Source organism: Mesorhizobium sp. P171375, from assembly GCF_057786075.1.
Genome location: NZ_JBYNWF010000001.1, coordinates 5,474,256 through 5,499,529 on the forward strand (window position 1 = coordinate 5,474,256; position 25,274 = coordinate 5,499,529).

Sequence of the window (25,274 nt, forward strand, 5' to 3'; positions counted from 1 at the left end):
ATGATTTCGCCAATTTCCAACGTTGCAAAAAGGGTGCCGAGGCTGCGGTCAGCCCTTTCTCCCCGTCACTATACGGGGAGGAATGCCCGGCAGGGCAATGAGGGGCGGCGCTGACGTCCAGTGAGGAGCAAATCAAACGCCCTCTGCCTGTCAGAGATAATCTCTACAAAGATCCCAGCTTGCCCAGATCCTTGGCAACGAGATAGTAAAAGGTCACGCGGCTCTTGGTGTTGTCGGCAGCCATCGCCTTGCAGGTCTTTTCGATGGATGCATCCGCCTTGGCGCCGTCGGCGACGCCGAGCTTCTTGGCGACCCAATTGGTCTTCACGCGCTCGAGTTCCTTGGGGTCGGTGCAGGACACCAGCGAGGAATCGCGGTTCCTGAGCGCAATGCCCAGATGCTTGACGATCTTTTCGACCGCATCGGCGCTGGCGCCGGCGTCGTATTTCTTCACATCCGCAAGATAGTCGGCCATCAGACTTCCCCTCGTCGGCGCCACGGATCCGTTCGATGAGGGCTGTGGCGCGCTACGCAACCTGTGCGCTAGGTCGATACTCCTCACCGGCGCAAAGCTTCGGTTGAGACCGTGTCCAAGTCAACCCTCGGCGTCACAGTTTGGCTCTGGCAAGAAGCGCGATTGCGGCCTTTCATTTCGTGCGATGACCCCCTATATTCGTTTTGTCGGCTTGACCGACTATGGCGATAAATGGGCGATGAAATAAGCCGTTCGGACCCGGGGGCGGTACCCGGCGCCTCCACCAAAAGCCGCTTTGACGACGACGCGGTTTTTGCTGGGGGCGAAATAGGATCGACGAAGGTGTAAAGATCGTACTTTTGCCCGGCATTGTACCACCGTCATCGGGCTAAACTTATAGTTGCCAACGACAACTATGCGGAAGCTCGTCTCGCTGCTTAATGCAGTGCGAACGCTTCAAATCAAGCCCTAGAGGTTCGCACTTCTAGGCGGGGTTCGGAGGTACCTGGCAACAGAAACCTCCACTTCTCCCTCCCTAGACATGCGCCCAAGCGCAGCCGCCTAACGTACCTACCATTCGCTGGTCGGCGTCTACGACGAATTGGGATATGAGTTGCTCGACCTGCTGTGGTCGCCGGCTGCCGCGGGCGCCGGTCGAAACACGACTCGAGTTCGCGCTGACTGAGGCCGGATTATCCCAGACATGAAAAAGGCCGGGCTGATCCGGCCTTTTCATTGAGTGTCGTTTGCTTACTCGGCCGGTGCTTCCGCCGCTTCGCGCGTGCGGCCTAGCGTCAGCTTGGCCAGCGTGAAGGAGATCACGGCGCACAGCGTAATGCCGGCCACCATCGGCAGCGGCGTGCCGTCGAAGAAGATGCCGGCGACACCCATTGCCAGCGCGCCGATGGCAAAGTGCAGCGTGCCCATCAGCGCCGAGGCCGTGCCGGCGATCTCGCCATGCTCTTCCATGGCCAGCACCGACGTGGTCGGGATGACGAGGCCGAGGAAGCCGTAGCCGACGAACAGCAGCGCCGCCATCACATCGAGCCGGTCAACGCCGGTCGCCATGACAGCGAACAACACCACCATGGTCGTGGCGTAACCGGTCACCGCAACCCAGACGACGCGCTTCAGCCCAAACCGTTCCGACAGCATCCCGGTCAGCTGCGACATACCGATGAAAGCCACCGCATTGATCGAGAAGAACACGCTGTAGACCGAAGGCGACAGCCCGTAATGGTCGATCAGGATGAAGGACGAGCTCGAGAGGTAAACGAAGAAGCTGGCAATGCCGAAGCCGGCGATCGCCACCAGGCCGAGGAAATTGCGGTCACCCATCAGGAAACGATAGCCGGCAAGTGCGGTGCCAAAGGAGGAACCGACGCGTTCTTCCGCCGGCCGCGTCTCCTTGAGCGAGGTCGCCAAAAGAATGGTCGCCAGCAGGGCCGCGCCCGTCACCGTCCAGAACACGGCGCGCCAGCCGAAATTCTCGATGATCTGGCTGCCGGTCAGCGGCGCCAGGATCGGTGACACCGAAAACACCAGCATCAACAGCGACATCAGCTTGGCAGCTTCAGTGCCGGTGTGCAGGTCGCGCACGATGGCGCGCGGCACCGCCATGCCGGCGCTGGCGCCGAGGCCTTGCAGGAAGCGAAAGGCGATCAGCCATTCGATGGTCGGCGCCATTGCCGAACCGATGCCGCCGACCATGAACAGCGCCAAGCCGCCATAGAGCGGCAGCTTGCGGCCAACCATGTCGGAGATCGGCCCGACGACGATCTGGCCGAAGCCCATCGACAGGAAGAAAATCAGCAGGCTCATCTGCACGGCGGCGGTGCCGGCATGCAGATCCTGGCCGATCGAAGGCAGCGCCGGCAGATACATGTCGATGGCGAAAGGGCCGATGGCGGACAACAAGCCGAGCACGACCGCGATGCGGAGGAATTTGGGACTCATGATAAAGGCTTCTTTCGAATCTGGTTGCCGCCGGCAAGCGACGTCTAACCCCAGGACGTTCCATCCCGTGGAAATCCGACATCCCGGGGCGAATTCATTCGTCCCCTTGGAGTAAATTTCCGTTTTCTTATGTCCACAAATTTAGACAGTCTTGTCTAATTCGTCAATCACCTCTATATATATTTTTATGAAGCCTGCTGTTTCTCCTGACATTTTCCCGCCACGCGGCCACGAGGCCAAGCGTATGTCGATCATCGATGCGGCGGCCTCGGTGTTTTGCCGCGAAGGCTTTGCCGGCGCCAATATCGACCTGATCGCGGCGGAGGCCGGCGTCTCGCGCCAGACCATCTACAATCACCACCGCGACAAGGAAAAGCTTTTCATGGCCGTGGTGCGCGACCTGACCGAGCGCTGCAATGCCGGCATCTTCGCCACCTTCGCCAGCTTCCCCGACCAGCCCAGGGATCTCGAAGTCGATTTGATCGGCTTTGCCGTGCGCATGAACCAGAATTGCATCTGCAATCGCGACGGACGCTTCCTGCGCAAGCTGATCCAGACCGAAGGCGAGCGCTATCCCGAGCTATTCGCCGAATGGCGCGACCAGGGTCCGGGGCGGACCTGGCCCGCACTTGCCGCCCGTTTCGCCCGCCTCGCCCATGCCGGCCACCTCGCGGTCGACGACCCCGACGTCGCCGCGCGCCAGTTCCTGGCGCTGGCCAACGCCGAACTGCAGACCACCTTCATGCTCGGCGGCATGCCGTCGGAAGATGAAGTGCTGCAATCCGCCAACCACGGCGTGCGCACCTTCCTGCGCGCCTTTGGCAAGCGCAGATCCGCAGCGGCGGTGGAAAAGCAGTTGGCCAGCGCCTGAACGAATCTAAAGTCGGCGATCAAATCGTCCGTGACGGGCCTCGCTTAGGCGCATCAGCGATCTATATGCGGTTTACGCCGCCCTCAAGCTTGATTACAGCTATGCGGACGATTCAACGGAACCCGACCAGCACATGGCCGACGACCACATCCGCTACGACATTCTGGCCCAGGAGGCGTTGCGCGGAGTCATGCGCAAGGTGCTGGCCGAAGTCGCGCGCACCGGCCTTCCCGGCAATCATCATTTCTTCATCACTTTTTTGACCGGCGCGCCGGGCGTGCGCGTGTCGTCCAGGCTGCGCGAGCGCTATCCCGAACAGATGACCATCGTCATCCAGTTCCAGTATTGGGACCTCAAGGTGACCGACACCGGCTTCGAGGTCGGCCTGTCCTTCTCCGACGTTCCGGAGAAACTCGAAATCCCGTTCTCGGCCGTGCGCGGCTTCTACGATCCGTCGGTCAATTTCGAACTCGAATTCGACGTCAAGACCGACATTCCCTCGGAAGACGAAGCGCCGGCACAGCCGGCTCCCGAGCCCTTGGCCATCGTCACCGAGAAAAAGCCGAAGGCCGAGAAGAAGGCCACCGCGGCCGAAGCCGAGAAAAAGCCCGCCGTGGCTGACGCCGCCGCCGGCAAGGGCGCCGACGTCGTGTCGCTCGACGCCTTCCGCAAGAAATAGCAGCGCGGACAGCGCGACATGGGCGAAATCGTCAATCTTCGCCAGGTCCGCAAGCAGAAGGCGCGCGCCGAAAAAGAAAAGCTCGCCGGCGAGAGCCGCGCTCTGCACGGCCGTTCCAAAGCCGAAAAAACCCGCGACCGGCTGACATCAGATAAGGCCGAGAAGTTCGTCGCCGGCCATCGCCGCGAACGCCCGGAAGACCAGGGCGATTGATGGGCAACCCGCGGTGAGCCCCGTCGAAAAACGCTCGGTGACGATCCGCGGCCACCGCACCAGCTATTCCCTGGAAAAACCGTTCTACGACGACCTCGTCGCCATAGCTGCGGCACGCAAACTGACGCTCGCCGCGCTTGTCGCCGAAATCGACGAGACAAGGCCGCGAGACGCCAATTTGTCCTCGGCGCTCAGGCTACATGTGCTGGACTGGGCGAAGCGCGGGATGCGCTGAACTGGGCTAGTTACCCAGCGACTTCAGCAGATTGTCGACCGAGAATGGATTTGTCTTGGGCTTCGGCGGCGCCGGGGCCGTACCTTCATTGACGCCGGGCAGTGAGCGGTCGACCTTCGGCGCCTGCTCCTGAGCCTTGCGTTCGGCCTCCAGCCTGGCTTTTTCCTGCGAAGCAATCCGCATTGCTTGCTCAGCCTTCTTCCGTTCGGCTTCGGCCTTGGCGGCGTCTTCGGCTGCCTGCTGCTCGGCCTGCACCTTCGCTTCGGCGTCTGCCTTGGCCTTGGCGTCGGCTTCCGCCTGCGCTTTCGCATCGGCTTCGGCCTTTGCTTCCGCATCCGCCTGGGCCTTCGCCTCCGCTTCGGCCTGTGCCTTTGCGTCGGCTTCAGCTTTCGCCCTGGCGTCGGCCTCGGCTTTCAGCCGGGCCGCTTCTTCCTGCTTGCGCAACTCTTCAGCCGCGTTGTCACGTTCGGTCTGTAGCGCAGCGTAATAGCGCACTTCGCGCCGCAGCCGCTGCTTCTCGAGCAGTGCAGCCTGCATCGCCTCGACCCGCTGCTGCTCTTTTTCCAGCGCGCGCTGCGTCAAAAACTGCGCCAGCGGCTCGCTGTCGAACAGCTTCTTCATCGCGCCGAACGGCCCGTCGACGCTGAAATTGACCGAGGGATCCGACCCGACCAGCGCCTCGTCGCCAGGCTTGTAGGTGATCGTACCCTTGGCGGCGACGGTACTGGTGTTCAGGTCCGCCGTGATGTCGGCGGACAACGCCGCGCCAGCATTTTCCAGCTTGACCGGCGGCGCCCTGAGCGTACCGCCGGCAACCGTAAAGGCGATGTCGGTATCACCGGCGGCAAAATTGCCGTCGCCCGCAATGTCAGGCGCAAAGCCCGCGGTCTTGGCCACATCGATGTCGCGCCCGATCGTATCGGCCTTGGCGATCAAGGCGCCGAAGGCGTCGGGATTGACGCCGGCAATGGTCAGGCCTCTCAGCGCCGCCGTGCCGGAGCCGGAGAGTGCGGCAATCATCGCGTCGACCGATTTACCGCTGGTCGACAGGCCAGTCGAGAAATCGCCACTGCCGCTCAGGCCAGCATTGGGCAGCACAGTCGTGAGATCAGCGCCGGCAAGCCTCATCTGACTGGAGAACAGCCCGTTGCCGTCGGTGTTCTTCAATTCGAACAGACCGGTGAGTGCGCCGCCGAGCAGCTTTGCCTTCAGGTCCGAAACGCGGATGCCTTCCTGGTCGAGTTTTAGCGACAGCGATGCGTCATAGGCCGTGGCCAGCGGCCCGGCGGCAAGCGTGGCTGTCGTTAAATCCAGGTCGGCGGTGAACGGCAGGCTGGACTTCTGGCTGAACGGCGCCGTCGGCCAGTTGCCGTTGCTGGCGATGAAAGATTGGTCGCCGAACAGCGCCACCGCCATCGGGTCGAGGTCGAGTTCGTCGAGCGCCAGCGCACCGGCAAGGTGCGGCAGTCCCTGCTTCACGTCGAGATTGATGTCACCGGACACCGCCGCTTCGTTGATGGACCCGCTGAGGCTGCTCAACACCAGAAGGCCACTGCCGAAATCGGCATCCGCGCTGAGCGAGGTCGATGTGCCGGTGCCCATGCCCGGCAGGCCGACGCCGGTGGTCATAAGCCAGGGCTCGATATCGGAGGCATCGAGGCCGATCTTGCCCTTGACGGTGGCGCCTTGCGGGCTTTCGGCGACGGTGCCGTCGAACGTCGCCTTGAAATCATCGGCGGCGAGGTTGAAGCTCGTCGCCAGGCCGCCGCCAAGCGTGCCTTTCGCCGAAATGTCGGTACTTGCCTGGCCGAGCATACCGAGCGGCAGCGCCGGCATTCCGTAGAGCGCCAGCAGCGCGGTGGCGTCTGGGTTTTTGGCATTGAAGGTCAGCGTCACCGGCGCGTCGAGCAGCCGGCCGACAGCACCCTTGCCCGACAGCGACGCCGAGAAGGCCGAACCGCCGGCCTTGCCTTGCCCGCTCACCGCCAGCCCTGTCGTGCCGTCGCCATTGTCGGCGGCACTTGCCACCAGATCGACTCGCGCGTCCTGGAACAGCTCGGGATAGGCAGAAGTGCGGCTTGCCAGTCCCTTCAGCACATCATTGTCGGGGTAGTGTTGCGCAGCGATGTCGATCAGCGGCTTTAGATCGACGGCGACCACCGAGGCGTCGAGCTTGCCGGTAGGGCTCGCCGGGAAATCCTTGATCCGGCCGGTGGCGCTGATCGACGCGCCGGCCAGGCCGCCAATCGACAGCCGGTCGATTTCGAGCAGCCCATCGCGCAGCCTGAGCGCGGTATCGACCGTGTCGGCGGTCAGCCCGCCGGCGCTGACCGGCCCAGCCTTGATCTGGAAATCGAGGTCGCGGTCGGAAAAGCGGTTGGCGCCCTTGTCGCTGACGAAGATCGAGGCAAACGCCGTCAGCCCGTCGACATCGAGTTCGCCGCCCGTGAGCCGCATCAGCACCGACGGCTTGGCGTCGTCGGGCTGGCTGGAATCGATGCGGCCGGAAAACTTTGCCTTGCCGAGGATCAGTTCGAGATCGCTGAACGCCTGGCGCCTCTCCGACAGATCGACCTTGGCCTTGAAGCCGGCGGCAGGCAGGCGGCGGATCGCCTCGTCGACATCCTTCGACAGCCAGGCGGCAAAGCCGGAAGGCTGCGCCACCGCCAGCAGCATGGAACCGGTGAAGCCGAAATGGTCTTGCACGCTAAGCATGCCGCTGGCTTCCAGCGTGGTGCGCCCGGGCAAGGTCGCAGCCATCGACTTCACCGACCAGCCACCCTCGACCGGCTCGGCCGAGAGATGCACGTCGCGCACCGTGGTGTCGCCCGCCACCACCGCAGGCAGCTTGACCTCGACGGTGCCGGGTATGGTCGGCTTCGGCAGATCGAGCAGCGCCCGCTCGATCCCGGCAATGCGCTGGTCCAGTGTCAAGCCGGCGCCCTTTTCAGCGCCCACCGCCTCATCCAGTTGCACCTGCGCGCCATTGGCCTCGATGGCGAAGCTCGGCTTGAGGCCGAGATCGACCGAAGCCTTGCCGTCGGCGGTGTAGGGATTGTCGAGCGGCCCGGTCTCGAAACGGAATTCGTCGACGCCGAGCTTCTGGTGATCGAGCGAGAACTTGCCGTTCAGCCGAAACCCCGGATCGGGCTTGCCGGCGCTGACCTTGACGCTCTCGCCATCGGTGCCGCGCAGCGCAGCTGAATTCTTGTCGTTACCGGAAATCTTGAACTGGCCGGAGTAGACGGCGGCCCCGTTGACGATGCCGGCATTGCCGTCGGTTTCGACGACCAGCGGATAGGCATCCGGATCAACCTTGAGCCTCAGCCGCATCTGGCCATTGCCCTCGGCCTTCCCCGTCGAAGCGACGACCGTCGAGCGCAGGCCGTCGAGCCGCAACGTCCCGTCCATGCGCCACGGCCCTGCCAGCGACTTGGCAGAGATAGTCGAATTGATCTGAGAAATCAGATGGCTACGCCCGCCGGCGGCGTGACGCAGCGCAATCTCGCCCTCCGTCACCGTCAGCTTCTCGATCGAGATCTGGTTGACGTCGAAAGGCGAGGACGGCCGCATCGCCCAGTCGACCGTGCCGTCATCGGCAATGTCGATCGTCGCCTTGGGGTGCACCAGCCGCATGTCGAAGATCAGCACCTCGCCGCGCAGAAACGGCGCCAGGTCCGCATCCATCGAAAAAGTCTCGACGGTCATTGCCGGCTGGCCGCCGGGGCCGCCAGCGACGGTGACGTTGGAGAAGGTCACCGAGGGGAACGGCAACAGCCGCGCCGTGGCGTCGCCCTGCACCGTCACCTTGCGGCCGAGAATGGCGCTCGCCTCGCGCTCGAACTCGGCGCGGTAGCCGGTCCAGTCGATAAAATACGGCACCACCAGCGCCGCAAGCAGCACCAGCACAAACAAGCCACCGAAGATCACGAACAGGCGTGCGAGCATCAGCTCCGAACGGGTTGATTGAAAGTCAGCCGCACTCTACCCGCATCAGCGTGTCGATAAAGAGGCAATTCATGCGGAGTTGCTTGATCTCCGATGTATCTGGAAGAGCGGAGATTTTCGGGTGCCTGTAACTGGGTACCAGCCTATGCGCCAAAGACTACCGCGTCATGGCCCTTCGGCGATATTCGTTCAGCAGCACGGCCATCTCCTCGGGCGAAAATGGCCAGCCCTTGGGCAACGCGGCTTCGGCCCCAAGACTTCTAGCGACGCTACGGAGAGCGGAGTCTTTTCTGGCGCCCGGCTCGAAATTGTAACCAATCATCTTGCCGCCTCTGGGCAAGCTGTAGACGTAGAAGCCTTGGACGTCCTTCCATGGAATGTGATGTGGCGATCGAACAAAACCGCCACCGACGGCGAAGCCATTTCCGTCCAGCATCAGGGTCTGTGGACGGACAAGCGCCCAGGCGAACACCAACGCGCACAGTCGAAAGAAGGCTATGCCCCACCAAAGACCTGTCTCATCCGACTCGGAGGCTCGGATCAAGAAGACACTGGCAAAGACAAAGACGAGGCTGGCCAACAGCAACAACAATGTCTTGCCGCGCGATGCCCTTATAACCAGGGGCTCCACAGTCTTGGTTCCGTACCGCATTGCCGCCCTCGCCCCTCATATTTCGGCTATGCAGGTAATATCTTGCCGGGGTTCATAATGTCTTGCGGATCGAGCGCCTTTTTGATCGAACGCATGATATCGACGCCATGGCCGAGCTCATGGCGCAGGAAGCCGATCTTGCCCTGGCCGATGCCGTGTTCGCCGGTGCAGGTGCCGTCCATGGCGATCGCCCGCATGTTGAGCCGCGAGACGAATTTCTCCGCCAGCGCGATCTCCTTGGGGTCGTTGACATCCATCAGCACCAGCACGTGGAAATTGCCGTCGCCGGCATGCCCGACGATCGGCGCCACCAGGCCCATTTCGGCAATATCGGCCTCGGTTTCGGCAACGCATTCGGCCAGCCGCGAGATCGGCACGCAGACATCGGTCGACAGGCCCTTGGTGCCGGGCCGCAGCGTCAGCGATGCCCAATAGGCGTCGTGCCTCGCCTTCCACAATTTCGTCCGCTCCTCGGCGACGCTGGTCCACAGGAAAGGCCCGCCGCCATTGTCTTCGGCGATGGCACCAAAAGTTTCGGCCTGCTCGGCAACACCGGCATCGCTGCCATGGAATTCGACGAACAGGCACGGGCTCTCGGGATAGTCGAGCTTGGAATAGTTCTTCATCGCCCGCATCTGCAGCGCATTGACCAGTTCGATGCGCGCCACCGGAATGCCCATCTGGATGGTCGCGATGACCGCGTTGCAGGCCGCCTCCAGACTTGGAAACGGACAGACGCCGCCGGAGATCGCCTGCGGAATGCCTTGCAGCTTCAAGGTCAGCGACGTGATGATGCCGAGCGTGCCTTCCGAGCCGACCAAAAGCCGCGTCAGATCGTAGCCGGCAGAGCTCTTCTTCGCACGCTTGCCTGTGGTCACCGTCTCGCCATCGGCCATCACGGCTGTCAGCGACAAGACATTCTCGCGCATCGTGCCGTAACGCACCGCATTGGTGCCCGACGCCCTGGTCGCCGCCATGCCACCGAGCGACGCATTGGCGCCGGGATCGATCGGAAAGAACAGCCCGGTGTCGCGCAGATGACGGTTCAGGTCCTCCCGCGTCACGCCGGGCTCGACCGTGCAGTCGAGATCCTCAGGGTTGACCGCCAGGATGCGGTTCATGCGCGATGTGTCGACCGAGATCCCGCCGCCCGGCGCGTTGGTGTGGCCCTCAAGCGAGGAACCGACACCGAAGGCGATGACAGGAACGCGGTGCGCGGCGCAGGCGCGCACGATCTCCTGCACCTCTTCTGTCGTCTCCGGGAAAGCGACACCGTCAGGCGCCTGCGTCGGAATATACGTAGTGGTATGCGCGTGCTGCGAGCGAATCGCCTCGCCGGTCTGGAAGCGCTCGCCGAACTGCTGCTTGAGGATGCCGAGCACGGCGGCGATGCCTTCCTCGTTGCGTTCGACCGGGTTGAGGTCGCTCAGAGCCATGAATTCCTCCGCGAATGGACCAGCGTCCACGCTTGTTATGCGATTATGGATGCGTAGTCTCACCTACCGCGGCCTGTCCAGCACCAGAACCCGGTCCAGCACCAGAACAAGGAAGTTCCAATGTCCATCCCTGCCCCCTACGTCTCCAAGCCGATGGACATCGAGAAGGACTGGATCGACTATAACGGCCACCTCAACATGGCCTACTACAACGTGCTGTTCGACCGCTGCTCGGATGAAGCCTTTGCGGCAATGGGCATGGGGCTGGACTATGTCAAAGAGCGGCGCCTCACCATCTACACGGCCGAGGTGCATGTCTGCTACGTCCAGGAGCTGCATCTCGAGCACAAGGTCGTCGTCTCGTTCCAGCTGATCGACCATGACGACAAGCGGCTGAGGGCCTATCAGGAAATCCGCCATGTCGACGGCTGGCTCGCCGCCACCTCCGAAACCCTGTCGCTGCATGTCGACATGTCCGGGCCGAAAGTCGCGCCCTTCCCCGCCGACGTGCAGGCCAAGGTGGAAGCGATGCGCGCCGCCCATTCGGCGCTGCCGATGCCCGAGCGCGCCGGCCGTTCGATCGGTATTCGCCGCAAGACCGCTTGAAGCGCTTCCGTGCCCGCGTTAACCTTACCGAGCTTTTAACGTTAACAAACCATTTGAGCCATTGAACGACTCAGCGGACCGTTTGAGAACGGGTCGATCCGAGTTGCGATGCGGGCGGCGGGGCACAGGCGGTTCGAGGAACGTGCATGAAAACCGACATCAAGGTCGAGGTGGACAGGCTGGCTGCCGATCCGCGTATCACCGACTATGATTTCTGGCGCTCGTTGAAGAACGTCAACAACGAGATCTTCCACATCGCCAACAGCAACGAACCGATCCCGTTCGACATGATTCGCTGGCGCGCCATCCTGAAGCAGGCGCGCATGAAGCGCGGCCACGCCTGACGTCGGCCTGCACTGCCCTCATGCCCCGCCGGGCGTTGACCGGTCTACTAAGCCAGCTTCTCCTTCAGGAAAGCGATCGTCCTGCCCCAGGCCAGATCAGCTGCCTTCTTGTCGTAGCGCGCGGCTGATGTGTCGTTGTTGAAGGCATGGTTGACGCCGTCATAGATATAGACTGTGCAGTCCGCGTGCGCGGCGTCGAGCGCCTTCTTGTAGGCATCGATGCCGGCGTCGATGCGCTCGTCGAGCCCGGCATAGTGCAGCAACAGCGCCGCCTTGATCTTCCCCGCATCCTCGGCCTTCGGTTGCATGCCGTAGTAGGCGACGCCGGCCGCGAGATCCGGCGCGTTCACGGCCAAATCGTTGACCGCGCCGCCGCCCCAGCAGAAGCCGACGGCGCCGACCTTGCCATTGCCATCCTTCTCGCCCTTGAGATAGGCGATGGTCGCCACACCGTCAGCAGCTACTTGCTTGGCGTCGAGCTTGGTGAACATGTCGCGCGCCTTGTCTTCGTCAGCGGGCGTGCCGCCGAGCGGCGACAGGAAATCCGGCGCCAGCGCCACAAAGCCTTCCAGCGCCACGCGCCGCGCGATATCCTTGATGTGCGGATTGAGCCCACGGTTTTCATGAATGACGATGACGGTGCCGAGCTTGCCGGACAGGCTCGCCGGCTTGACCAGATAGCCCTTCATCTCGCCGCTGCTGCCGGAATAGATCATATCCTCAGCCTTCACCCGCGGGTCGTTGTCGGCGACAACAGCCGCCTGCGCCGAATTCGCGGCCAGCAGCGGTGCGATCGCGGCGGCTGCGGCGCCCGATCCGGCGAGCCTGGTCAGCTGTTCCATGAAGCGGCGGCGGTCTAGCGTCAGATGCGTGTATTCGTCATAGGCATCGATCATCGCCTGGCTAATGGCAGGGGTCGTGATGACAGGCTTGGTGGCTTCGGCGGTGGCTTTCGTCATGGCGTGCTCCTCGCTAGGATGACCTCACGGTCACTCCGGGATGACCTTGCGGGTCACTCCGGGATGACCTCGCGGGTCAAGATAGGGTGCAAGCTCGCACGGTCCAGTCACGGATCAGTGACGCTTTCGTCGTCGGGCCGTGCAGTTGGCACAAGTCAGCTGCACCAACCGCGCGGCCATCACATTTTGGTCATTTCAGAGAATGTTGATGGTGCCGCCACAATATCAGGGGAAGTTGATTGTGGCTTCGCCCGTTGCGGCAACCAGACGAGAAGGAACAACGCCATGACCTTGTCCACTCCGATCCTTTTAAGCGCGCTCGTTGTTGCCGCAGCCGCCTTGCTGGCCCTGCGCTCCGCCGCGTCGGAAGCTGCCAAGCGGATGGTGAAGGTCCGGGTCGACCGGCGCCGTTCGAAAACCCGCTAACTGACAGCCGAGCGGAAATACCATGGACGCCCACAGCATCGTGACCATCGTCTCGCAGAAAGCCGGCCTCGATCAGGCGGTCACCGAAAAGGTTGTCGGCACCATCTTCTCGGTGCTCGAACATGAAGCCGAAGGCACCACCGTTTCCAGCTTCGTTACCAAGATCCCGGGCGCTGACGCACTCGCCCAGAAATACGACGTCATGGCTGCCGCCCCTGCCGGCGGTGGTGGCTTCCTGTCGTCGCTGCAAGGTGCGCTTGGCGGCGTGCTTGGCGAAAAGACCGGCGCACTGATCAACGGTCTCGCCGCGCTCAAAGCCTCCGGCCTCGACATGGCGCAGATCCAGAAGGCCGGCACCACGCTGATCCAGCAGGCCGAAGCCGCCGCCGGGCCGCAGCTGACCAACGAAGTGCTTGACTCGGTGCCGAGCCTGAAGGGCCATCTCGGGCTCTGATAGCGCCCGCCAACCAGCGGTCCCGATCATGGCTGCCCAAGGCTGGAGCTGCCCCTCATCGCCCTGCCGGGCACTTCTCCCCGTATAGTGACGGGGAGAAGGATGCCGTCATCGATGATTTCGCCAATCACCAACGTTGCAGGAAGAGAGCCAGCGCCGAAACTGCTCCTTCTCCCCGTCACTATACGGGGAGAAGATGCCGGCAGGCAGATGAGGGGCGGCGCCAGCATTGCCGGAACTCCTATCGATCGGCCGGGCCGAACACACAGATGGAATCCCAGCCCCTACTTCGGTAGCGTATACGCCATCACATAATCGCCGGGCTTGGTGCCGACCGAGCCATGGCCGCCGGCGACGATGACGACGAACTGGCGGCCGTCGGCGACAGTGTAGGTCATCGGCGTCGATTGCCCGCCGGCCGGCAGCCGGGCCCGCCAGAGCTGCTTGCCCGATGTCACATCATAGGCGCGCAGATAGTCGTCGACCGCCGCACCCAGGAAGGCGACGCCTCCGGCGGTGATCATCGGCCCGCCAATCCCCGGCACGCCGACCTTCAGCGGCAAGGGCAGCGGCGTCATGTCGTAGATGGTGCCGTTGCGGTGCTTGTAGGCGATCTTGCCTGTTCTGAGATCGGCGCCGGCGACATAGCCCCATGGCGGCGCCTGGCAGGGAATGCCTAGCGGCGACAGGAACGGCCCCATCACCACCGCATAGGGCGCGCCCTCGTTGCGGTTGAGCCCCTGCTCACTGCCACGCCCCTCATCCGGCGGTGGCACCTGGTCGCGCGGAATGAGCTCCGATTTGAAGGCGAGATAGGTCGGCATGCCGAACATCACCTGCCGCACCGGGTCGACGGCGACGCCGCCCCAATTGAAGGTGCCGAAATTGCCGGGATAGATCAGAGACCCCTGCACGGAAGGCGGGGTATAGCGGCCCTCATAGCGCAGGCCCTGGAATTCGATCCGGCAGGCCAGCTGGTCGAACATGGTGATGCCCCACATGTCGGCGCCGGTCAGCGGCTTCGGGCTAAAGGACAGATCCGAAACCGGCTGCGTCGGCGAGGTGTGATCACCCTCGACGGCGCCGCCTGGCGCCGGCACTTCCTTGACCGGGATGATCGGTTCGCCGCTGCGCCTATCGAGCACATAGAGGTCGCCCTGTTTGGTCGGCCCGACCAGCGCCGGCACCAGGCCGGCAGCCGTTGTGATGTCGACCAGCGTCGGCTGCGCCGGCACGTCCATGTCCCAGAGGTCGTGATGCACGGTCTGCCGCACCCAGCGCAATTGTCCGGTGGCAAGATCGAGCGCGGTGATCGAGGAGGAGAACTTCTCGACATTGGCGCTGCGCCCGGCGCCGAGCTGGTCCGGCGTCTGGTTGCCGAGCGGCACGTAGAGAAGGCCGAGCTTCTCGTCGGCGCTCGGTGTCGACCACATGTTGGGTGAGTTGTGGGTGTAGGTCTGGCCCGCCGCCAGCGGTGTCGTCTGGTTCGGATTACCGGAATCCCAGTTCCACACAAGCGCGCCGGTGTCGACATCGAAGGCGCGGATGACGCCGGACGGTTCCTCGGTCGAATAATTGTCGTTGACCGCGCCGCCGACGATGATCTTGCCGCCTGATATCAGCGGCGCCGATGTCGAATAGTAGTAGCCCGACTTCGGGTACGGCATGTTGGTCAACAAATTGAGCGTGCCGGCTTCGGCAAAGGACGGGCAGACCTGGCCATTGGCGGCATCAAGCGCGATCAGCCGCGCGTCCGAGGTCGGCAGATAGACGCGTGTCGCGCAGGGCTGGTCTGCGGCGATCTTGGCATCGGCGTAGTAGGACACGCCACGGCAGGTCTGGTGCTGGCGGTCCTTGTCGAGCTTGATCTTGGGGTCGAAGCGCCATTTCTCCTTGCCGGTCGCAGCATCGATGGCGATGGCGAAATTGTGCGGCGTGCAGATGTAGAGCGTGTCGCCCACCTTCAGCGGCGTTACCTGATAGGTGGTTTCGCCGATGTCATCCGGACCCTTGACGTCACCGGTTTGGTAGGTCCAGGCCGGCTGCAATTTGGCGACATTGTCCGGCGTGATCTGGTCGAGCGGCGAATAGCGCTGACCATAGGGCGTGCGGCCGTAGAAGTGCCACTCGCCCGGAGGCACGTTGCCGCCGAGATCCGCGGTCGGCGTCACCTTGTCGGCGCTGAGCTCGCCGGCGATGTCCTTGGGATCGGCGGTCATCGAATAGCCGGCCACTGCGAGCGATGCGAGCACGGCCAGGATGAGCGGCGCACGCGCGTCGGGGCCGGTGAGGCCCTGCCTTGCCCACGGCGTCAGCAGCCATAGCGCCAGAAGCACGATGACGCCGCCGCGCGGGCCTAGTTCCCACCAATCGAAGCCGATTTCCCACACCGCCCAGGCAAGCGTGCAGAGCACGATCGCAGCGTAGAGCCACAGCGCCGTCGATTTGCGCCGGAAAAGCAGCCAGGCGGTTATCAGGAAGGCGAGCCCGGTGATGACATAATACCAGCTGCCGCCCAGCATCACGAGCCGGACGCCGCCGCCGCCAAGTGCCAGGCCGATGAGGAACAGGATGAGGGAAGTGATGACCACAGCCAAGACGATACTCCTTCGACTGTTGCTTTGCGGCGCCTCTCAGGCAGCCGTCCCTGCCCTGTCGCCAGCTTTCTCCCGCAGGCCGCGTGTGTCAAGCTTGGCCTGCCAGCATAGGGTGAGAACACGGCGGTCCCTTTTATCGCCTCTCGCGACGGCTTAGCGGTGCAGCACATCCAAGAGATTTTGACCGGTCGCGCGCTGGGCATGCGCAACGACCATCTCGGTCGGCACCTGGGCGATCGGGTCGCCCCTGGCGGCCTCTATGTCTGCGACCTTCATTCCAGCACTCGACCTCTTCCACCATGATCCATGGCGCGGCGCGGGATGCCGTCTATGTCGCCGACAAGGTCGGCGAGCGTATGCGGGCAGCAGCCAGGTAGGCCGGGCGAAAGGTTTTGCACAGGCTGTCGGGCGCTGGGGCGATAATATTCCCACCACGATCGAGAATCTGGCTTCCAAACCAGAACAAAACGTAGACACTTCTGGTCTTTCGCCGCCGAATCACTACATTCGGGGGCGATGTCCGGCTTTTCGGAAGACATGCCCTTTTTTGACGAACCCAATGCGCGGCCCGCGGCCCCGTCGGGGATCGCCGCGCGCGCCATGGCGGCCCGCAGCGGCCAAAACAGCGCGCCTGACTACCTGAAAGGGTTGAACCCCGAGCAGCGGCTGGCGGTGGAAACCACCGAAGGCCCGGTCCTGGTGCTGGCCGGCGCCGGCACCGGCAAGACGCGGGTGCTGACCACCCGCATCGCCCACATCCTCGCCACCGGCAGAGCCTTCCCGTCGCAGATCCTGGCGGTGACCTTCACCAACAAGGCCGCGCGCGAGATGAAGCAGCGCATCGGCATTCTGATCGGTGAAGGCAATGTCGAGGGCATGCCGTGGCTCGGCACCTTCCACTCGATCGGCGTGAAGCTGCTGCGCCGCCACGCCGAGCTCGCGGGGCTCAAATCCGACTTCACCATCCTCGACACCGATGACGTCGTGCGGCTGATCAAGCAGCTGATCCAGGCCGAGGGGCTGGACGACAAGCGCTGGCCGGCCAAGCAGTTCGCGCAGATGATCGACGGCTGGAAGAACAAGGGCCAAGGCCCCGCCGACATTGCCGAGGGCGATGCCCGCAGCTTCGCCAACGGCAAGGGCCGCGAGCTCTACAAGGCCTATCAGGAGCGGCTGCAGACGCTCAACGCCTGCGACTTCGGCGATCTGCTCTGCCACCCGATCCGCATCTTCCGCGCCAATCCGGACGTGCTCAAGGACTACCACAGGCGCTTCAAATACATCCTCGTCGACGAGTACCAGGACACCAACACCGCGCAATACATGTGGCTGCGGCTCCTGGCGCAGCGGCCGCAATCCTCCCCCCTCGAGGGGGAGGTGCCCGCGAAGCGGGCGGAGGGGGTCGCCGCAGAAGGCACCACCAGGGCGTCGAGCGCTGCCGCACGGACCCCACCCGACCGGGCTTCGCCCGGCCACCCTCCCCTCAAGGGGGAGGGATCCCAGCGCTCCACCGTAAATATCTGCTGCGTCGGCGACGACGACCAATCCATCTATGGCTGGCGCGGCGCCGAGGTCGACAACATCCTGCGCTTCGACAAGGATTTTCCGGGCGCCACCATCATCAGGCTGGAGCGCAACTATCGCTCCACCGCGCATATTCTCGGCACCGCCTCGCACCTCATCGCCCACAATGAGGGTCGCTTCGGCAAGACATTGTTCACCGAGAAGGTCGCCGAGGACGACGAGAAGGTGCATGTCCACGCCGCCTGGGATTCCGAGGAGGAGGCACGCGCCGTCGGCGAGACGATCGAGACCTACCAGCGCGCCAAGCACAATCTAAACGACATGGCGATCCTGGTTCGCGCGTCCTTCCAGATGCGCGCCTTCGAAGACCGCTTCATCACGCTCGGCCTCAACTACCGCGTCATCGGCGGCCCGCGTTTCTACGAGCGCATGGAAATTCGCGATGCGCTGGCCTTCTTCCGCGTCGTCGCCAATGGCGGCGACGACCTCGCTTTCGAGCGCATCGTCAATGTGCCCAAACGTGGCCTCGGCGAAGCCACCATCCGCCAGATTCACGACACGGCGCGTGCACTGCGCATCCCGATGCTGGAAGCGGCCGGCAACCTCGCCGAAAGCGACGAACTGAAGCCGAAGCCGCGCGCCGCCTTGCGCGAAGTCGCGGCCAATTTCGAGCGCTGGCAAAAGGCCCTTGAAACCAAGCCGCACACCGAACTCGCCGAGACCATTCTGGAGGAGAGCGGCTACACCGACATGTGGAAGAACGACCGCTCGGTCGAAGCGCCGGGACGGCTGGAGAATTTGAAGGAGCTGATCCGCTCCATGGAGGAGTACGAGTCGCTGCGCTCCTTCCTCGAACATGTGGCGCTGGTCATGGATGCCGAGCAGAACGCCGGGCTCGATGCCGTCAGCATCATGACGCTGCATTCGGCCAAAGGCCTCGAATTCGAGACCGTCTTCCTGCCCGGCTGGGAGGAAGGCCTGTTCCCGCATCAGCGCGCGCTGGACGAAGGCGGCCGTTCCGGACTGGAGGAAGAGCGCCGGCTCGCCTATGTCGGCCTGACCCGGGCCAAGAAGAACCTGCATATCTGGTTCGTCTCCAACCGCCAGATCCACGGCCTGTGGCAGTCGACCATCCCGTCGCGTTTCCTCGAAGAGTTGCCGAACGCCCATGTCGAGGTCGCCGAAAGCGGCAACTCCTATGGCGGCTACGGCAATTCCTATGGCGGCGGCTCGTTTGCTTCAGGACGCGGTGGCCGCCAGAACCCCTATGGCGCTTCGCGCTTCGACAATGTCGGCGCGGAAAAATCCGGCGCGTTCTCCAACACCTATGCGACGCCGGGCTGGCAGCGCGCGCAGGCCAACCGCACCGAGGCGACCGACCGCAACTGGGGCTCGCGCTCGGGCCATCAGGTCGAGCGCATCGGCTATGGCGAGACCGACTCCGGCTATGGCGCCGGCCGCACCTCGGTCAAAGGCCGCACCATCGACGGCGAACTAGTCGCCAAATCCGTCGCCGACACGCCGTCGCCCTTCAGCGTCGGCGACCGCGTCTTCCACCAGAAATTCGGCAACGGCAACATCTCGGCCATCGAAGGCAACAAGCTGACCATCGACTTCGACAAGGCCGGCCAGAAACGCGTGCTGGACGGGTTTGTTAGCGGGGTGTGAGCTGCCTTAACGGCTACCCCCCTCACCTGTACCGCGCCTGGTTCCACTTATGCCCCAGCAGCGACAGGATGATGATCAGCCCGTTGAAGAACTGCACGTAGAAGCCGCTCAGCCCCGCCGCCACCACGCCGGTCTGGATGAAGGCGACGGTGACCGCGCCGATGGCTCCACCGGCAACCGTGCCGATGCCGCCCCAGGTCGGCGTGCCGCCTACGAACACCGAGGCCAGAACCGGCAAGAGATAGCCGTCGCCCGCCGTTGGCCACCAGGTGAAGTTGATCATCACCGAAAACGTGCCGGCGATCGCAGCCCCAATGCCGACGAAGACGAACACCTTCACCCGCACCCATTTGACGTCGATGCCCATCTGTTGGGCGCTGTCGGGATTGTCGCCGACCACCCTGACCTGCGCGCCGAAGCGGTGGCGGTTGTAGAGCATCGCTGACAAAACGACGAAGGCGAGCGCCCAGAAGATCTGCACCGGGATACCCCACACCTGGCTGGAGAAGATCTTGTAGGCCCAGCTGTCGGCAAGGCCGGTCAGCGCCGTCGACTTGCCCTCGTTGATGATCTGGATCAGGCCGCGCAGCAAAAAGTTCATGCCGAGCGTGGCGATCAGCGACGACAGCCCGCCATAGACTACGAGCGATCCGACGAGGAAGCCAAGCAGCGTCCCGGTGACGATTGCTGCCGCAATGCTGAGGAACGGATCGTAGCCTGCCTGCACCACCAGCGCGAACACCCAGGAGGCAAAACCCATGGTGGCCGGAAACGACAGGTCGATCTCGCCGCAGGTGACGACGAAGACCAGCGGCACCACCACGAACAGCGCGACCGGCAGCGTCGTCAGCACGGAGCTGTAGAGATACCAGGTGGTGAACACCGTCGGGTTGGCGACCAGGAACACCGCCATCATTACGATGAACACGGCGAGCGTGCCGAGAGCGGCGCGATTATCGATGACGAAGCCGCGCAGCCAGTGATCGGACGGGTGTTTCCACTCAGGTCGCGCTGCCTCGCCGCCGAGCGGGCTCTGCAGATCGGGTTCCATGGTCTTGCTCATCGCACTGCCCTCCCTGCGTCGCCGGCCTCGTGCAATCCAGCCAATCCGCCGGGGTGCGCCACGTCTTCCATGAAATTGATGAGATCCTCAGCCGAGTTGACCTCGGTGCGGTCGGCGGTCAGCGCCACCTTGCCGCGGTCCAACACCACGAAGCGGTCGGCAATGTCGAAGACATGGTGGATGTTGTGGCCGATGAACAGGATCGAACGGCCGCTTGCCCGCACCTGACGCACGAAATGAAACACCTTGGCGGTCTCGGTCAGCGACAGCGCCGTCGTCGGCTCGTCGAGGATGATAAGCTCCGCCTGCTTGTAGATGGCGCGCGCAATCGCCACGCCCTGGCGTTCGCCGCCCGACAGCTGGCCGACGATCGAATGCGGCGTGAACACCTTTGAGGTGAAGCCGATCTCGCGCATCAGCCGGCTCGCCTCCTCGATCTCCTTGTTGACCTTCAGAAAGCCCATGAAGCCCGTGAGTTCGCGGCCCATGAAGATGTTGCGCACGATGGTCTGCTGCACCGCCAGCGCCCGGTCCTGGAACACCGTCTCGATGCCGGCGTCGCGCGAGCGCGCCGCACTCCAGCCGGTCACCGGCTTGCCACGCACCAGGATCTCGCCGCTGGTCGGCTTGACGACGCCGGACAGGATCTTGATCAGCGTCGACTTGCCGGCGCCATTGTCGCCGATGAGGCCGACCACCTCGCCGCGATCGACCGAGAGGTTGACCCCGCCGAGCGCATAGACCTGGCCGTAGGATTTGCTGATGTCGCGCAGTTCGATGATGCGTTCGGCCATGGCGATCCTCGCTTGATTGTCGCTTGCCGGCATTCTCGCCAGCGGTCCTGCCGGCCGGGCTTGGGCCCAGCCGGCAGCTTGGGAGGTCAGCGCAGCGCCTGCTTGGCGAGCTCGGCGACAATCTCGTAATTCTGCGGCGTGACGAAGCCGGCGCCGGTGTCGACATTCATCGGCGCCAGGCCCAGCACCACCTGCTGGCAGAGGCTGAGGATCGGCAGGTAGCCCTGCAGAAACGGCTGCTGGTCGGCCGTCAGCTGCACCCAGCCGCCCTTGAACGCCTCGACGATCTGCGGGCTGGTGTCGAAACCGAAATTGAAGATGTCGCCGGGCTTGCGGCCTGCCGCCTGCATGTAGGTGGCGACATTGCCGAGCATCTGGCCGCCGGGATAGCCGACCGCCTTGACGTCAGGATTGTTGAGGAGCGCTGCCGTGATCACCGGGATCGCCAGATTGGGGTCGGACGCCCATTCGCCGCTCGGCGGCGACGACAGCTGGATGACCTCGACGCCGGCCTCCTTGAGCGCGGCCACCGTGCCGCGCTCGCGCGCGCCGCGGGCCTCGTTTTCGAACGGGCCGATCATGATCGCCTTGTCGCCGGACTTGAGCTTGCCGAGCTTGAACGCTTCGGCGCCGAGGGCGCGGCCCTGCTGCTCCTGCTGAGCGCCGACATAGCCGCCGCCGAACGCTTCCACCACCTTCGGCACCGGCACGTTCTGGTACATCATCTTGATGCCGTCCTTATGCGCCTGCTCGGCCAGCGGCATGATCGCGGCGTCGCCGGGATGGCCCATCATGGCGATGCCGTTGGGCTTCACCGCGACCGCTTCGCGCAATTGCTGCACCATCTTCTCGACGTCCCACTGCGAGAAGATGTAGTCGACCTTCGGCCCGAGATCGGCCGCCGCCTGCTTGGCGCCATTATAGACGATGGTGCCGAAAGCGTCGCCCTCGGCGCCGCCGACGAAGAAGCGGATGTGGACGTCCTTGCACCACTGGGCGTCAAGCGCCTGCGCCGGCAGAGTGGAGATGGCGGCGCAGAGCGCGGTGGCGGCGGCCACGACGGTCGAGCGCAGAAGTGTCGTTCTCATTGCGATGCTCATGCACGTTCCTCCCTTTTGTCCTCGGTGAGCCGAGGGTTTCGACATTCGCTTACGGCAGTGCTCAACACTCTTCTCCGGCCGGCTCCTCCCGCCGGCCGCTCCTCACGCCGGGTTCGGCAGATAGGTCGCTCCTCCCCGGCATTGCTTCAGGTATTCAAGCGCCCGCACCTGGCCGGTGATCTCGAGATCGCCGCGATAGACCGGATCGTGCCAGCCCTCGATGTCGATGGCGCCCTTGTAGCCGGCCAGCCGCAATTCGCTGATCACCCGCGTCCAGTCGCTGTCGCCGAAACCGGGCGTGCGCATCTGCACGAAGGGCAGCCGGCCGAACACGCCGTGCTCGCGGATGACGTCCCAGCGCACCGTCGCGTCCTTGCCATGGACATGGAAGATGCGCGGCGCCCATTTGCGGATCTGCGGGATCGGATCGATCAGGTAGACGAGCTGATGGCAGGGCTCCCATTCGAGGCCGAGGTTCTCGTCGGGCACTTCGTTGAACATCAGCTCCCAGGCATCCGGATTGTGGGCGATGTTCCAGTCGCCGGCCGCCCAGTTGCCATCCATGGCGCAGTTCTCGAACGCGATGCGCACGCCCTTGTCGGCGGCGCGTTTTGCCAGCGGCCCCCAGACCTCGCGGAAGCGCGGCAGGCTGTCGGTCAGCTTCTTGCCGCGCAGGCGACCGGTGAAGCCGCTGACCGTGGAAGTGCCGAACAGATGCGCATTGTCGATCACGGTTTCCCAGGCCGCGAGCACGCCGCGATCGACTTCGCCATCCTCCAGCGGATTGCCGAACATGCCGAGCGAGGACACGCTGACATCGGCATCGCCGATCGCCTCGCGAATTTGGCCGGCGAGCCGCGGCAGATCCTTGCCGCCCAGCGTCTGCCAGAAGAAAGGCTGGATGCTCTCGAAACCGAGCGGCAGGATCTGCTTGATGTAGGCCGCCGGGTTGTCGAGATTGGCCCGCACCATGGTGCCGATCCGGATGTCGAGAAGCGGGTTTGGCATCATTGTGTTTCCTGTGTGGGGATAGCCACCCGGCGCCCGGTCTCGGCGCTCTCGATGGCGCCAAAAACCATGGCCAGGCTTTTGATGTTGTCGCTCCCACGCGTTTCCGGCTCGCTGCCGGTCTCGATGGCGTGGATGAAATCCTTGATGATGCCGAGATGGCCGCCGACGCGGTCGGCCGGATCGAGCGGCGGCACTTCGATCGCCTGCGTTTTGTCGATAATCCCGTCGCGGCCCGGCACCACCACTTCCGCCTTCAGCGCGTCACTGCCGTCCCAGATCAGGCTGCCGCGCTCGGCGACGATGCGCCAGCTGCCTTCCCAACTGGTGCGGAAACCGTCGGCGCACCAGGAGCCGGCATAGGTAAAGATCTTACCGCCGCCGAGGTCGAAGACGGCGCTGGCCGACGAGCCCTGGCGATACCAGGAATTGGCCGGCTCCCATTCCTGGCAATAGACGCCGGCGGGATCGCCGCTGACCATGTAGCGGGCGGCGTCGAATGTATGGATCGCCATGTCGAGCAAGAGCACATGCGCCATCTCCTCGCGAAAGCCGCCGAAATGCGGCGCGATGAAGAAATCGGCATGGATGCTGGTCGGCTTGCCGATGGCACCGGAATCCAGAAACCGCCTTATGCGCCGGACATTGGCGACATATCGCCGGTTCTGCACGACGGCATGAATGCGCCCGGCCCGGCGCGCCGCCTCGACGATGGCGCGTGCGTTCTCCGGCGTGTCGGCGAGCGGCTTTTCGGTCAGCAGATGGCAATTGTGGGCAAAGGCGGCAAAGGCGACCTCGCGGCGGGCGGCGGGAACCACGACATCGAACACGGCGTCAGGCTTGGTTTGGTCGAGCACCGCATCGAGACTGGTGCCGATGACGGCGCCATCAAGCCCGTATTCGCGCGCCCTCGCCTTCGCCCGTTCGGCGTCGAGATCGACAAGGCCGACAATGGCGAGCCCGTCGATTTGCCTTGCGGCATCGAGCCAGGCCTTGCTCATCGCACCGCAGCCGACGAGGACGGCGTTCATCATCCGGCATTCCTCCCGTCCGGTCCCTCCAGACCGAATGTCACGGCATTGACGGCATCACCGTAAACGTTTTTCCGTAAACGTTTACGAGAACACACCCGATGGCGTAGAATGTCAATCGGCTGCCTGCAAAAATCATCCCGAAGCCTTGGCCTGAGCGGCAGCCGGTGATAGCCAAGGGTCGGCGGAGAGAAGTCCTTGGCGTCCAGCATCCACGACCTTGCGCGTCACCTGAACATTTCGATCGGCACCGTGTCGCGGGCGCTGAACGGCCGCGCCGACGTCAATGCCGACACCCGCCAGCGCGTGCTCGCCGCCGCCAAGCAGCTGAACTATTCCCCGAACCAGTCGGGCCGAAGCCTCAGACAGGGCGCCACCCATTCGATCGCCTTCATGCTGCAACCGCATCCCGGCGACCAGCAATACGGCGAACCGTTCTTCATCCCGTTCCTGACCGGTCTGCAGGCGCGGCTCGCCGAATACGACCTGGATCTGATGGTCGTCATGGGTGAGCCCGGCCAATATCAGCAGGAGAGGCTGCGCCGCGTGGTTGAGACCCGCCGGGCCGACGCGGTCGTGTTGGCCAATACACGGCGGGAAGACGATCGGATCGACTATCTCAGCAAGGCCGGCTTTCCCTTCGCCACGCTTGGCCGAAGTCAATCCGGCGGCGACACCTATCCTTCGCTCGATATCGATTTCGAGAGGGCGGGTGATGAAGCCGTCGACCGGCTGGTCGCGCGCGGCCACCGCCGCATTGCCGCCATCCGCCCTTCGCTTGATCTCAACTTCGGCTACCTGTTCCTCGACGGCTACTGCAAGGCGCTGAGGCGGCACGGCATCGAAGTCGACCCCGGCCTGATCGCCGACGGCTTCATCAACGAGGCCGGAGGCTACCAGGTGACGCCGCGCGTGATGCTCTCCAAGGACCGGCCGACGGCCATCATCTTCAACAATGACGCAATGGCGCTCGGCGGCTGCAAGGCACTGGCCGAGATGGGCATCAGGCCCGGCCACGACATAGCGGTGATCGTCATCGTCGACACGCCGCTTTGCCGCTACTTTTCGCCGGCGCTGACCGCTTTCCGTCCGTCGCTGGAGCCCATGGGCCGGCGGCTGGCCGAAATACTGCTGGCCTCGCTCCCCGCCTTCGCCGGCCCCGAAGGCACACGCATCATCCGCGAAGTCTGGCCGCTGGAGCTGATCGCGCGCGACAGCGATTGATCCGCCGCGGG

At 63.9% G+C, this 25,274-nt stretch carries 23 protein-coding genes and 1 other RNA gene; 11 read left to right on the plus strand and 13 right to left on the minus strand.

The annotated features are described in order from the left end of the window. Positions 1 to 163 precede the first annotated feature (163 nt). Entirely contained in the window at positions 164 to 475 is a 312-nt protein-coding gene (locus ACYHH6_RS26780; protein ID WP_352559159.1) for a DUF2853 family protein, read from the minus strand. Positions 476 to 641: 166 nt separating this feature from the next. Between ACYHH6_RS26780 and ssrA the strand changes: the two genes are divergently transcribed. After that, positions 642 to 1,001, plus strand: a transfer-messenger RNA (tmRNA) gene (gene ssrA, locus ACYHH6_RS26785). A gap of 224 nt (positions 1,002 to 1,225) precedes the next feature. Here ssrA and ACYHH6_RS26790 read toward each other — a convergent pair. Then, the gene (locus ACYHH6_RS26790) at positions 1,226 to 2,431 is read right to left on the minus strand and encodes a multidrug effflux MFS transporter (protein WP_352583975.1); all 1,206 of its coding nucleotides are present in this window, start codon (positions 2,429 to 2,431) and stop codon (positions 1,226 to 1,228) included. A 187-nt stretch (positions 2,432 to 2,618) separates the two neighbouring features. Here ACYHH6_RS26790 and ACYHH6_RS26795 point away from each other — a divergent pair, with 187 nt between their 5' ends. The 4 genes from ACYHH6_RS26795 to ACYHH6_RS26810 all read left to right on the plus strand — a co-directional run bounded on the left by ACYHH6_RS26795 (position 2,619) and on the right by ACYHH6_RS26810 (position 4,429). Then, positions 2,619 to 3,302: a TetR/AcrR family transcriptional regulator gene (locus ACYHH6_RS26795; RefSeq protein ID WP_352583974.1), complete on the plus strand. Its 684-nt coding sequence runs from the start codon at positions 2,619 to 2,621 to the stop codon at positions 3,300 to 3,302. Between the two features lie 133 nt (positions 3,303 to 3,435). Continuing rightward, positions 3,436 to 3,981: an SspB family protein gene (locus ACYHH6_RS26800; RefSeq protein ID WP_352583972.1), complete on the plus strand. Its 546-nt coding sequence runs from the start codon at positions 3,436 to 3,438 to the stop codon at positions 3,979 to 3,981. An 18-nt stretch (positions 3,982 to 3,999) separates the two neighbouring features. Continuing rightward, positions 4,000 to 4,194, plus strand: coding sequence for a DUF4169 family protein (locus tag ACYHH6_RS26805; protein WP_352583970.1), 195 nt, complete (start codon positions 4,000 to 4,002; stop codon positions 4,192 to 4,194). A gap of 13 nt (positions 4,195 to 4,207) precedes the next feature. Next, positions 4,208 to 4,429 (plus strand): ribbon-helix-helix domain-containing protein, encoded by a 222-nt coding sequence (locus tag ACYHH6_RS26810; RefSeq protein WP_112560429.1) that lies wholly within the window; start codon positions 4,208 to 4,210, stop codon positions 4,427 to 4,429. A gap of 6 nt (positions 4,430 to 4,435) precedes the next feature. Here the strand turns inward: ACYHH6_RS26810 and ACYHH6_RS26815 are convergent, their stop codons facing one another. From ACYHH6_RS26815 to ACYHH6_RS26825, 3 genes are all read right to left on the minus strand, one after another. Further along, positions 4,436 to 8,377 carry an AsmA family protein gene (locus ACYHH6_RS26815; protein ID WP_352583968.1) on the minus strand — a complete coding sequence of 1,314 codons (3,942 nt, stop codon included), beginning with the start codon at positions 8,375 to 8,377 and terminating at the stop codon, positions 4,436 to 4,438. Between the two features lie 157 nt (positions 8,378 to 8,534). Next, positions 8,535 to 9,029, minus strand: a complete 495-nt coding sequence (locus tag ACYHH6_RS26820; protein ID WP_352583967.1) for an STM3941 family protein — start codon at positions 9,027 to 9,029, stop codon at positions 8,535 to 8,537. A 26-nt stretch (positions 9,030 to 9,055) separates the two neighbouring features. Continuing rightward, positions 9,056 to 10,465: an FAD-binding oxidoreductase gene (locus ACYHH6_RS26825; protein ID WP_352583965.1), complete on the minus strand. Its 1,410-nt coding sequence runs from the start codon at positions 10,463 to 10,465 to the stop codon at positions 9,056 to 9,058. A 120-nt stretch (positions 10,466 to 10,585) separates the two neighbouring features. On the opposite strand from ACYHH6_RS26825, the gene ACYHH6_RS26830 reads away from it, so the two are divergent. Together ACYHH6_RS26830 and ACYHH6_RS26835 are read left to right on the plus strand one after the other, a co-directional pair. Continuing rightward, positions 10,586 to 11,071, plus strand: a complete 486-nt coding sequence (locus tag ACYHH6_RS26830) for a thioesterase family protein (protein WP_112560425.1) — start codon at positions 10,586 to 10,588, stop codon at positions 11,069 to 11,071. Positions 11,072 to 11,217: 146 nt separating this feature from the next. Further along, entirely contained in the window at positions 11,218 to 11,415 is a 198-nt protein-coding gene (locus tag ACYHH6_RS26835) for a hypothetical protein (RefSeq protein ID WP_056582983.1), read from the plus strand. 47 nt (positions 11,416 to 11,462) lie between these two features. Here the strand turns inward: ACYHH6_RS26835 and ACYHH6_RS26840 are convergent, their stop codons facing one another. Continuing rightward, positions 11,463 to 12,374, minus strand: coding sequence for a dienelactone hydrolase family protein (locus tag ACYHH6_RS26840; RefSeq protein ID WP_352583962.1), 912 nt, complete (start codon positions 12,372 to 12,374; stop codon positions 11,463 to 11,465). A 285-nt stretch (positions 12,375 to 12,659) separates the two neighbouring features. Between ACYHH6_RS26840 and ACYHH6_RS26845 the strand changes: the two genes are divergently transcribed. Both ACYHH6_RS26845 and ACYHH6_RS26850 read left to right on the plus strand, forming a co-directional pair. Next, positions 12,660 to 12,800, plus strand: a complete 141-nt coding sequence (locus ACYHH6_RS26845; protein ID WP_162712035.1) for a hypothetical protein — start codon at positions 12,660 to 12,662, stop codon at positions 12,798 to 12,800. A 22-nt stretch (positions 12,801 to 12,822) separates the two neighbouring features. Beyond that, the gene (locus tag ACYHH6_RS26850) at positions 12,823 to 13,254 is read left to right on the plus strand and encodes a hypothetical protein (RefSeq protein WP_352583960.1); all 432 of its coding nucleotides are present in this window, start codon (positions 12,823 to 12,825) and stop codon (positions 13,252 to 13,254) included. A 284-nt stretch (positions 13,255 to 13,538) separates the two neighbouring features. On the opposite strand, the gene ACYHH6_RS26855 is transcribed toward ACYHH6_RS26850, so the two are convergent. Further along, positions 13,539 to 15,851, minus strand: a complete 2,313-nt coding sequence (locus ACYHH6_RS26855) for a glucose/quinate/shikimate family membrane-bound PQQ-dependent dehydrogenase (protein WP_352583958.1) — start codon at positions 15,849 to 15,851, stop codon at positions 13,539 to 13,541. 153 nt (positions 15,852 to 16,004) lie between these two features. Continuing rightward, positions 16,005 to 16,127 (minus strand): hypothetical protein, encoded by a 123-nt coding sequence (locus tag ACYHH6_RS26860; protein WP_352583956.1) that lies wholly within the window; start codon positions 16,125 to 16,127, stop codon positions 16,005 to 16,007. A gap of 240 nt (positions 16,128 to 16,367) precedes the next feature. On the opposite strand from ACYHH6_RS26860, the gene ACYHH6_RS26865 reads away from it, so the two are divergent. Then, positions 16,368 to 19,043, plus strand: a complete 2,676-nt coding sequence (locus ACYHH6_RS26865) for an ATP-dependent helicase (protein WP_352583955.1) — start codon at positions 16,368 to 16,370, stop codon at positions 19,041 to 19,043. A 22-nt stretch (positions 19,044 to 19,065) separates the two neighbouring features. Here ACYHH6_RS26865 and ACYHH6_RS26870 read toward each other — a convergent pair whose 3' ends face one another. From ACYHH6_RS26870 to ACYHH6_RS26890, 5 genes are all read right to left on the minus strand, one after another. After that, positions 19,066 to 20,106, minus strand: coding sequence for an ABC transporter permease (locus ACYHH6_RS26870; RefSeq protein ID WP_352583953.1), 1,041 nt, complete (start codon positions 20,104 to 20,106; stop codon positions 19,066 to 19,068). Beyond that, positions 20,103 to 20,900 (minus strand): ATP-binding cassette domain-containing protein, encoded by a 798-nt coding sequence (locus ACYHH6_RS26875; RefSeq protein WP_352583951.1) that lies wholly within the window; start codon positions 20,898 to 20,900, stop codon positions 20,103 to 20,105. The genes ACYHH6_RS26870 and ACYHH6_RS26875 overlap by 4 nt, the downstream gene beginning before the upstream one ends. An 86-nt stretch (positions 20,901 to 20,986) precedes the next feature. Further along, positions 20,987 to 22,000 (minus strand): substrate-binding domain-containing protein, encoded by a 1,014-nt coding sequence (locus ACYHH6_RS26880; protein ID WP_142865366.1) that lies wholly within the window; start codon positions 21,998 to 22,000, stop codon positions 20,987 to 20,989. Between the two features lie 102 nt (positions 22,001 to 22,102). Then, complete coding sequence (locus tag ACYHH6_RS26885) at positions 22,103 to 23,011, minus strand: sugar phosphate isomerase/epimerase family protein (protein WP_352583949.1); 909 nt, start codon at positions 23,009 to 23,011, stop codon at positions 22,103 to 22,105. Next, complete coding sequence (locus ACYHH6_RS26890; protein WP_352583947.1) at positions 23,008 to 24,042, minus strand: Gfo/Idh/MocA family protein; 1,035 nt, start codon at positions 24,040 to 24,042, stop codon at positions 23,008 to 23,010. Before ACYHH6_RS26890 ends, ACYHH6_RS26885 begins: the two co-directional genes overlap by 4 nt. A gap of 195 nt (positions 24,043 to 24,237) precedes the next feature. On the opposite strand from ACYHH6_RS26890, the gene ACYHH6_RS26895 reads away from it, so the two are divergent. Beyond that, the gene (locus ACYHH6_RS26895) at positions 24,238 to 25,263 is read left to right on the plus strand and encodes a LacI family DNA-binding transcriptional regulator (RefSeq protein ID WP_352583945.1); all 1,026 of its coding nucleotides are present in this window, start codon (positions 24,238 to 24,240) and stop codon (positions 25,261 to 25,263) included. Positions 25,264 to 25,274: the final 11 nt, after the last annotated feature.

Coding starts and splice junctions, on each gene's coding strand:
- ACYHH6_RS26815 (WP_352583968.1), bottom strand. CDS start 8,377: ATGCTCGCACGCCTGTTCGTGATCTTCGGTGGCTTGTTTGTGCTGGTG.
- ACYHH6_RS26805 (WP_352583970.1), top strand. CDS start 4,000: ATGGGCGAAATCGTCAATCTTCGCCAGGTCCGCAAGCAGAAGGCGCGC.
- ACYHH6_RS26825 (WP_352583965.1), bottom strand. CDS start 10,465: ATGGCTCTGAGCGACCTCAACCCGGTCGAACGCAACGAGGAAGGCATC.
- ACYHH6_RS26845 (WP_162712035.1), top strand. CDS start 12,660: ATGACCTTGTCCACTCCGATCCTTTTAAGCGCGCTCGTTGTTGCCGCA.
- ACYHH6_RS26885 (WP_352583949.1), bottom strand. CDS start 23,011: ATGATGCCAAACCCGCTTCTCGACATCCGGATCGGCACCATGGTGCGG.
- ACYHH6_RS26860 (WP_352583956.1), bottom strand. CDS start 16,127: ATGAAGGTCGCAGACATAGAGGCCGCCAGGGGCGACCCGATCGCCCAG.
- ACYHH6_RS26830 (WP_112560425.1), top strand. CDS start 10,586: ATGTCCATCCCTGCCCCCTACGTCTCCAAGCCGATGGACATCGAGAAG.
- ACYHH6_RS26780 (WP_352559159.1), bottom strand. CDS start 475: ATGGCCGACTATCTTGCGGATGTGAAGAAATACGACGCCGGCGCCAGC.
- ACYHH6_RS26795 (WP_352583974.1), top strand. CDS start 2,619: ATGAAGCCTGCTGTTTCTCCTGACATTTTCCCGCCACGCGGCCACGAG.
- ACYHH6_RS26800 (WP_352583972.1), top strand. CDS start 3,436: ATGGCCGACGACCACATCCGCTACGACATTCTGGCCCAGGAGGCGTTG.
- ACYHH6_RS26870 (WP_352583953.1), bottom strand. CDS start 20,106: ATGAGCAAGACCATGGAACCCGATCTGCAGAGCCCGCTCGGCGGCGAG.
- ACYHH6_RS26835 (WP_056582983.1), top strand. CDS start 11,218: ATGAAAACCGACATCAAGGTCGAGGTGGACAGGCTGGCTGCCGATCCG.
- ACYHH6_RS26840 (WP_352583962.1), bottom strand. CDS start 12,374: ATGACGAAAGCCACCGCCGAAGCCACCAAGCCTGTCATCACGACCCCT.
- ACYHH6_RS26890 (WP_352583947.1), bottom strand. CDS start 24,042: ATGATGAACGCCGTCCTCGTCGGCTGCGGTGCGATGAGCAAGGCCTGG.
- ACYHH6_RS26880 (WP_142865366.1), bottom strand. CDS start 22,000: ATGAGCATCGCAATGAGAACGACACTTCTGCGCTCGACCGTCGTGGCC.
- ACYHH6_RS26850 (WP_352583960.1), top strand. CDS start 12,823: ATGGACGCCCACAGCATCGTGACCATCGTCTCGCAGAAAGCCGGCCTC.
- ACYHH6_RS26790 (WP_352583975.1), bottom strand. CDS start 2,431: ATGAGTCCCAAATTCCTCCGCATCGCGGTCGTGCTCGGCTTGTTGTCC.
- ACYHH6_RS26865 (WP_352583955.1), top strand. CDS start 16,368: ATGTCCGGCTTTTCGGAAGACATGCCCTTTTTTGACGAACCCAATGCG.
- ACYHH6_RS26820 (WP_352583967.1), bottom strand. CDS start 9,029: ATGCGGTACGGAACCAAGACTGTGGAGCCCCTGGTTATAAGGGCATCG.
- ACYHH6_RS26875 (WP_352583951.1), bottom strand. CDS start 20,900: ATGGCCGAACGCATCATCGAACTGCGCGACATCAGCAAATCCTACGGC.